Genomic DNA, 6,481 nt, shown 5'->3' with positions numbered 1-6,481 from the left:
CGATGTGGCCGCTCTTCACGGCTTGCATCAACGCCTGGAAATCGACGACGCCGGCGCGGCTGAGCAGGATGAAGGCGGCACCCTGGCGCATTTTGGCAAAAGAGTCGGCGCCGAGAAAACCCTGGTTCTCGCTGGTGACGGAAGCGACGACGAAGACGAAATCGCTTTGCGACAGCACCTCGTCCAGCGAGGCCGGCTCGACGCCATTGTCGACCAGGATCGACGGCGGCAGCCACGGATCGTAGACCTTGGTGCGGGTGCGGAAGCCGGTCAGCAGGCGGTTGAGCGCACGGCCGAGGTCGCCGAAGCCGATGATGCCGACATCTGCGCCGGAGAGAAGCCGCGCGGTCTGGTTGCCGTCGCCGCCCCAGAGTTCCTTGCCCTCGCGAAAGGCGAGATCGGCGTCGACGATGTTGCGCGCGAGATTGAGCGCCATGGCGAGGCCGAGCTCGGCCACCGGTTCGGCAAAGACAAGACCAGTGGTGACGACATGGATGCCGCGCGCGAACAGCGTCTCATAGGGCATGTTGTTGAGGAGGTTGGTCTCGACATTGAAGATGCAGCGCAGCGCCGTCAGTTTCTCCAGCGTCTCTGCTGAAATCGGCGGCTGGCCTATGATGTAACGCGCCTCGGCCAGCGTCTCGGCGGGTAGGGCGGAAACACCTTCCGGCGTGGTCTCGACAATGCGATAATGGCTGCGCAGGCGCGCCAGTTGCGGCGGCGTGAAGATAAGGTCTAGCGTGCGCGGTTCGGGCGCGCTGATCACCAGCGGCAAGGTCTTGTCGGACATGATTTTCCTCCCGGACACGATTGGATCGCGTCAATCACATCTTCGAGTCTTATCCACGATGAAACGATTTACAAGAACGAAAAATCGATTTATCGATTAGAATAGCAAGGCAGGAAATCGACTGCCTACCCTCGGGAGGAGGTCAATGGCACAACAGGAAGCCCGGCAAAGGCGTCCGTCGATCCACGACGTGGCAAGCCATGCCGGCGTGTCCGCGGCCACCGTTTCCAAGGTGCTGGCCGGTGTCACAACGGTGAAGCCCGAAAATGCGCAGCGCGTCCTCGATGCCGTCGAGCGTCTGGCCTATCGCGTCGATCCACTAGCTTCCGACATGCGCAGGGCCAAGCGCCGCATCATCGGCGCCATCATGCCCGAGTTTGAAAGCGAGTTCTTCGGCCAGATGGTCACCGAGCTGGAGGGCCTTGCCGAACAGCGCGGTTACACGCTGGTCGCGGCGTCGAGCCGTGAATCGGAAGCGCGCGAAAAGGAGATCTTGGGCCGCATGCATGACTGGCGCGTTGCCGGCGTGGTGCTGGCGCCGGTGCGCAACGAGCACGGGCCGGCGGCTTCCTTCATGAAAGCCAACGGCATGACCGGCGTGCTGATCGACCGCGTCTTGTCCGACGACGCTTTCGATACCGTTTCGGCCGACAGCGCCGCCGCCAGCGCCGAGGTTGCGCGGATGCTGGTGGGCAAGGGCCACAAGCACATCCTGATCATCGGTCTCGCCGAAGGCGCGGCAACCGTGCGCGCTCGCCTGGAAGGTTTTCGCACCCAGGCGCTGGCGCTCGACCCGTCCATCCGCATCGACGTGATCACGTCGGAGGTCAGCGTCGAGCCGCTGCGATCGTCGCTGCGCGATTATTTCGGTCGGGGCGAGCGGCCGACCGCTGTCTATTCGCTGCTGCTCAAGGGCACGCTTGTGGCGCTGTCCGAATTCCGCCGGCGCGGTTGGCATTGCCCGAACGACATCTCGCTGGTCGGCTTCGACGACGCCGAATGGATGCAGGTGACATGGCCGGCGATCGCCGCCGTGGTGCAGCCGGTGCGCCAGATCGCCAGCGGGGCGATGAACCTTTTGTTTCGCAGGGTCGAAGGCGCGGTGGGACCACCCACGGCGCGGCTCGAACCCTGCCAGGTGTTGGAGCGGGAATCCGTTGGCTCGCCAGGCAACGGCCCGCATTCCGGGGGAGGAGACCGACAATAGCCCCCATTGTCGTGAACGGAAACATGCGCCGGCCCTGGCCAAGGCATCCGGCGCCAAAGATCGAATGGAGGATCGAATGACATCGCATTTCTTGAAGATAAATCGATTTACGCTTGCCGTCGGCGCCGCGCTTGCGTTTTCCGCCATCGGCGTCGCCAAGGCCGAAGACGGCGAATATGGCGTGCTGATGAAGACGCTGGCCAATCCGTTCTGGGGCGCGATGGCGCAGGGCGTCGAGGACGGCGCCAAACAAGCCGGGGTGAAATATTTCCAGCAAGCGGCAGAGAGCGACCAGGCGGCCGAGCCGCAGCTCAACCTCTGCAACACCATGCTGGAGCGCAAGCCGGTGGCGATGATCACCGCCGCCATCAACTCGACCAATCTTCTGCCTTGCCTTAAGTCGGCGCAGGACGCCGGCATCAAGATCGTCGACCTCGACAACAATCTCGACCAGGCGGTGCTCGACAAGGAAGGCGTCAAGGTGACCTTCCATATCGGCTCCGACAACATCGCCGCCGGCGCGCAGGGCGCCGAATATCTTGCAAGCAAGCTCGGTAAGGACGCCAAGGGGCCGGTGCTGGTCATCGAAGGCCTCTCCGGCAACATCACCGGCGAGAAGCGCGCCAAGGGCTTTGCCGACAAGCTGAAAGAGCTGGCGCCCGGGCTGGAGATCGTCGCCTCGCTGCCGGGCGACTGGGACCGCGGCAAGGCCGCCTCGATCGCCACCGACACGCTGACCGCGCATCCCGACCTCGTCGCCATCTTCTGCGCCAATGACGGCATGGCGCTCGGCGCGGTGGAGTCGGTTTACGCCGCTGGCAAGGGCCCGCAGGTGACGATCATCGGCGTCGACGGCAATTCGGACGCGGTGAAGTCGATCAAGGAAGGCCGCCTCAATGCCTCGGTGGCGCAGCTTCCCTACCTCGTCGGCAAGCAGGCGGTGGAGAACGTCAAGAAGGCCTTGGCGGGCGACAAGGTCGAGGACAGCATCGCGGTGCCTACGCTGGTGCTGACCAAGGACGTGATCGACGCCGGCAAGGAGCCGATGCTGCAGTATGTGAAGTAGGATGGAGAACGGGAATAGGGCAGTAAGGGAGTAGGGCAGTAAGGGAAGGCAAAAGTTGCGCTTCTCAGGCCTGGCTCCTCTACTCCCTGCTGCCCTACTGCCTTACTCCCCTACTCCCCTACCCGAAGAGTGCAAAGACATGGCTTCTGAACAGCCCGGTTTCTGGGCGCGGGTGCAGCGCGCATCCGTCGAAAGGCTCCACATCAGGCTGGAGTCGCTGGTGGTGCTTCTGGCGCTGAGCACGGCGATGGCGCTCTTGTCGCCCTATTTCCTATCGCTCAGCAACTTCCTCAACATCCTGCTCGCGACCTCGACGATCGGCGTGCTGGCGATCGCCGCCACCTTCGTCATCGGCTCGGGCGGGCTCGACCTATCGCTCGGCTCGGTGATGGGGCTCGCCGGTGTCGCGGGGGCCTTCGTCGCCGTCAATCTCGGCTGGCCGTCAGTTCTGGCGGTGATCGCCTGCATCCTGGCCGGCGCGATCGCCGGCTACATCAACGGCCAACTGGTCACCCGCGCCTTCGTGCCGGCCTTCATCGTCACCCTCGGCATGCTGGGTCTCGCGCGCGGGCTGGCGCTGGTCATCTCGCAGGGCAGGGCGATCTACGGCCTGCCGCCCGAGATCGTCTTTATCGGGCAGGGCCGACCCTTCGGCATTCCGATGCCGGTCATCATCTTCGTGCTGACGGCGATCGTCGCGCATGCGGTGCTCGCCTATACACGCTTCGGCCGCCACACGCTGGCGCTGGGCGACAGCGAAGGCGCGGCGCGCGCCGCAGGCATCCGCGTCGAGCATCACCGCCGCATCATCTATACGCTCTCCGGCGCGCTTGCCGGCCTCGCTGGCCTGCTCTTCACCGCGCGCGTCAACGCAGGCGACCCGACGGCCGGCATCAACTACGAGCTTACCGCGATCACGGCGGCGATCATCGGCGGCACCAACCTGTTCGGCGGCCGCGCCTCGATCCTGGGCACCATGATCGGCGCGCTGATCATGGGCGTGTTGCAGAACGGACTGACGCTGCTTGCGGTGCAATCCTACTACCAGCAGATGGCGATCGGCGCGGTGCTGATCCTCGCCGTGTTCATCGACCAATACCAGGTGCGGAAGGAGTCACGCGTATGACCCTGCTTTCGCTTCGCGGCATCCGCAAGAGCTTCGGCGCGGTCGACGTCTTGCATGGCGTTGATCTGTCCGTCGCGGCCGGCGAGGTGGTCGGGCTGGTCGGGGACAACGGCGCCGGCAAGTCGACGCTGATGAAGACCATCACCGGCATCTACCGCGCCGACTCGGGCTCGATCGAATTCGACGGCAAGGACATCCTTGCGCTCGACCCTGGACATCGCCGCCAACTCGGCATCGAGATGATCTACCAGGATCTTTCGCTGGCCAAGCAGCAGGACGTGGCTTCGAACATCTTCCTAGGGCGCGAACCGACGAAGCGGCTGTTCGGCCTGTTCCCCGGCTTCGTCGACAAAGGCGAGATGGACCGCCAGGCGTCGAAGATGATCGAGCGCTTGGGCGCGCATCTGCCGTCGATCAACCGTTCCGTCGGTTCGTTCTCGGGCGGCCAGCAGCAGACGGTGGCGATCGCGCGGGCGCTCACCTTCGACCCAAAACTCGTCATCATGGATGAGCCGACGGCGGCGCTTGCCGTGCGCGAGGTGCAGAGCGTGCTCGACCTCATCCGGCGGCTCAGGTCGGAAGGCATCGCCGTCATCCTGATCTCGCACCGGCTGAACGACGTGCTGTCGGTCACCGACCGCATCGTCGTGCTGCGGCACGGCAGGGCGGACGCCGATCTCGTCACCGCCAACACCAATATGAACGAAGTCGTCAGCCGCATCGTCGGCGGCGGCGACATTGCCGCCGCGGCGGCGCATGAGCAACGAGGCTGACATGAATACCTTCGGACTGCACACTTTTGCCATCGCACCGGTCTGGGACCTCGCCCGCATCGAGCCGCAGATGGATCGGCTGAAGGAACTCGGCATCGGGCTGATGGAGATACCGCTGCTGCGCCCCGAGGAGATCGACACCAAGCGCACGCGCGGCTTTGCCAATTACTATGGCGTCGAGCTTATCCCGTCGCTCGGCCTGCCGCGCGCGCTCGATGTGGTCGAGCGGCCCGACGAGGCGCTCGATTTCCTGCAGCCGGCCTTCAAGGTCTGCAACGAGGTGGGCGCCGAGGCGCTGGGCGGCGTCACATACGGCACGATCGGCAAGACCACCGGACGGGCGCCGACGCAAAAGGAGATCGACGGCATGTGCCGCTTCCTCGAACGTGCGGCGAAGTCGGCGAAGTCCCGCAGCCTCAAGCTCGGCATCGAGCCCTGCAACCGCTATGAGACGCATCTGATCAACCGCGGCATCGACGCGGCGCGGATTATCGAGCGGGTCGGCGCCGACAACATCTTCATCCATCTCGACACCTACCACATGCATATCGAGGAAGAGAGTTTTGCGTCCGGCTTCGAGGCGGCGGCGCCCTATCTCGGCTATGTGCATGTGTCGGAAGCTAATCGCGGCGTGCCGGGGCGCGGCATGCTCAACTGGGCCGCCTGCATGAAGGCGATCGCCGACATCGGCTATCAGGGCGCGATCACGCTTGAAAGCATGAACCATGTCGATGTCGACATCGCCGGCGGGCTCGCGGTGTGGCGGCCGGTGGCGGAAGACCCGCGCGACGTCATCGAGGTCGGGCTGCCGTTCCTGCGCGAGGAAGCGAGGAAGGCAGGACTGACGCTGGGGTAGGCGGCAGGGCCCGCATCAGGAGCCGGCCGAAGCAACCTCGGATGGTTTCGATTTACCGAACCAAATTGCTGGTGCAATGTGGGTTCGGAGGATCGAAATCGTGCCATTCGTCAGCATAGGCGGCGTCGCGCTGCATCACCGCCATATCGAGGCGGCCGGCTCGTCGCGTCCGATCATCTTCATCAATTCGCTCGGCACCGACTTCCGGATATGGGACGATGTCGTCGCGCGGCTTGCCGGGGAAATGCCTATGCTGGTCTACGACAAGCGCGGTCACGGGCTTTCCGATATCGGCAGCGGCGTGCGATCGATTAACGACCATGTCGACGACCTGTTGGGCCTTATCGATCATTTCGGCTTCGGAAAGGTGGTGCTCTACGGCCTGTCGGTCGGCGGCCTGATCGCGCAGAGGCTCTATAACCGCCATCCCAAATGTGTGGAGGCGCTGATCCTCAGCGACACCGCGCATAAAATAGGCACCGCAGAGAGCTGGAACACGCGCATCGCCACCGTCGAGCGCGACGGCATCGAGGTGATCGCCGACGGCATCATGAAAGTGTGGTTCACACCGGAGTTCCATGCGAAGCGCTCGGCCGAACTTGCCGGCTGCCGCAACATGCTGACCCGGCAGGCGCTGCCCGGCTATATCGGCACCTGCATGGC

7 protein-coding genes are annotated in these 6,481 nt (G+C 64.3%); 6 read left to right on the top strand and 1 reads right to left on the bottom strand.

Annotation, left to right across the window (positions count from 1 at the left end; genetic code table 11):
* Window positions 1–790: NAD(P)-dependent oxidoreductase (locus EOA27_RS16980; RefSeq protein WP_127256746.1), on the bottom strand; the 790-nt coding region annotated here is incomplete at its 3' end.
* Between the two features lie 145 nt (window positions 791–935).
* Here EOA27_RS16980 and EOA27_RS16975 point away from each other — a divergent pair.
* From EOA27_RS16975 to EOA27_RS16950, 6 genes are all read left to right on the top strand, one after another.
* Window positions 936–1,997, top strand: a complete 1,062-nt coding sequence (locus EOA27_RS16975; RefSeq protein ID WP_126081865.1) for a LacI family DNA-binding transcriptional regulator — start codon at window positions 936–938, stop codon at window positions 1,995–1,997.
* Between the two features lie 76 nt (window positions 1,998–2,073).
* Entirely contained in the window at window positions 2,074–3,063 is a 990-nt protein-coding gene (locus EOA27_RS16970) for a substrate-binding domain-containing protein (protein ID WP_245466990.1), read from the top strand.
* 139 nt (window positions 3,064–3,202) lie between these two features.
* Window positions 3,203–4,189 carry an ABC transporter permease gene (locus EOA27_RS16965; protein WP_126081867.1) on the top strand — a complete coding sequence of 329 codons (987 nt, stop codon included), beginning with the start codon at window positions 3,203–3,205 and terminating at the stop codon, window positions 4,187–4,189.
* On the top strand, window positions 4,186–4,962 hold the full coding sequence (locus tag EOA27_RS16960; protein WP_126081868.1) for an ATP-binding cassette domain-containing protein: 777 nt from the start codon (window positions 4,186–4,188) through the stop codon (window positions 4,960–4,962). The genes EOA27_RS16965 and EOA27_RS16960 overlap by 4 nt, the downstream gene beginning before the upstream one ends.
* A 1-nt stretch (window position 4,963) precedes the next feature.
* Window positions 4,964–5,818 carry a sugar phosphate isomerase/epimerase family protein gene (locus EOA27_RS16955; RefSeq protein ID WP_126081869.1) on the top strand — a complete coding sequence of 285 codons (855 nt, stop codon included), beginning with the start codon at window positions 4,964–4,966 and terminating at the stop codon, window positions 5,816–5,818.
* A 100-nt stretch (window positions 5,819–5,918) separates the two neighbouring features.
* The coding region (locus EOA27_RS16950; protein ID WP_127256744.1) for an alpha/beta fold hydrolase at window positions 5,919–6,481 on the top strand (563 nt) is incomplete at its 3' end.

It is taken from the genome of Mesorhizobium sp. M2A.F.Ca.ET.037.01.1.1 (genome assembly GCF_003998075.1).
GTDB lineage: Bacteria > Pseudomonadota > Alphaproteobacteria > Rhizobiales > Rhizobiaceae > Mesorhizobium.
This window is presented reverse-complemented; position numbering and strand designations above follow the sequence as displayed.

Excerpts from the sequence above, each read along its gene's own strand:
- EOA27_RS16975 (WP_126081865.1), top strand. The coding sequence starts at position 936 with ATGGCACAACAGGAAGCCCGGCAAAGGCGTCCGTCGATCCACGACGTG.
- EOA27_RS16970 (WP_245466990.1), top strand. The coding sequence starts at position 2,074 with ATGACATCGCATTTCTTGAAGATAAATCGATTTACGCTTGCCGTCGGC.
- EOA27_RS16965 (WP_126081867.1), top strand. The coding sequence starts at position 3,203 with ATGGCTTCTGAACAGCCCGGTTTCTGGGCGCGGGTGCAGCGCGCATCC.
- EOA27_RS16960 (WP_126081868.1), top strand. The coding sequence starts at position 4,186 with ATGACCCTGCTTTCGCTTCGCGGCATCCGCAAGAGCTTCGGCGCGGTC.
- EOA27_RS16955 (WP_126081869.1), top strand. The coding sequence starts at position 4,964 with ATGAATACCTTCGGACTGCACACTTTTGCCATCGCACCGGTCTGGGAC.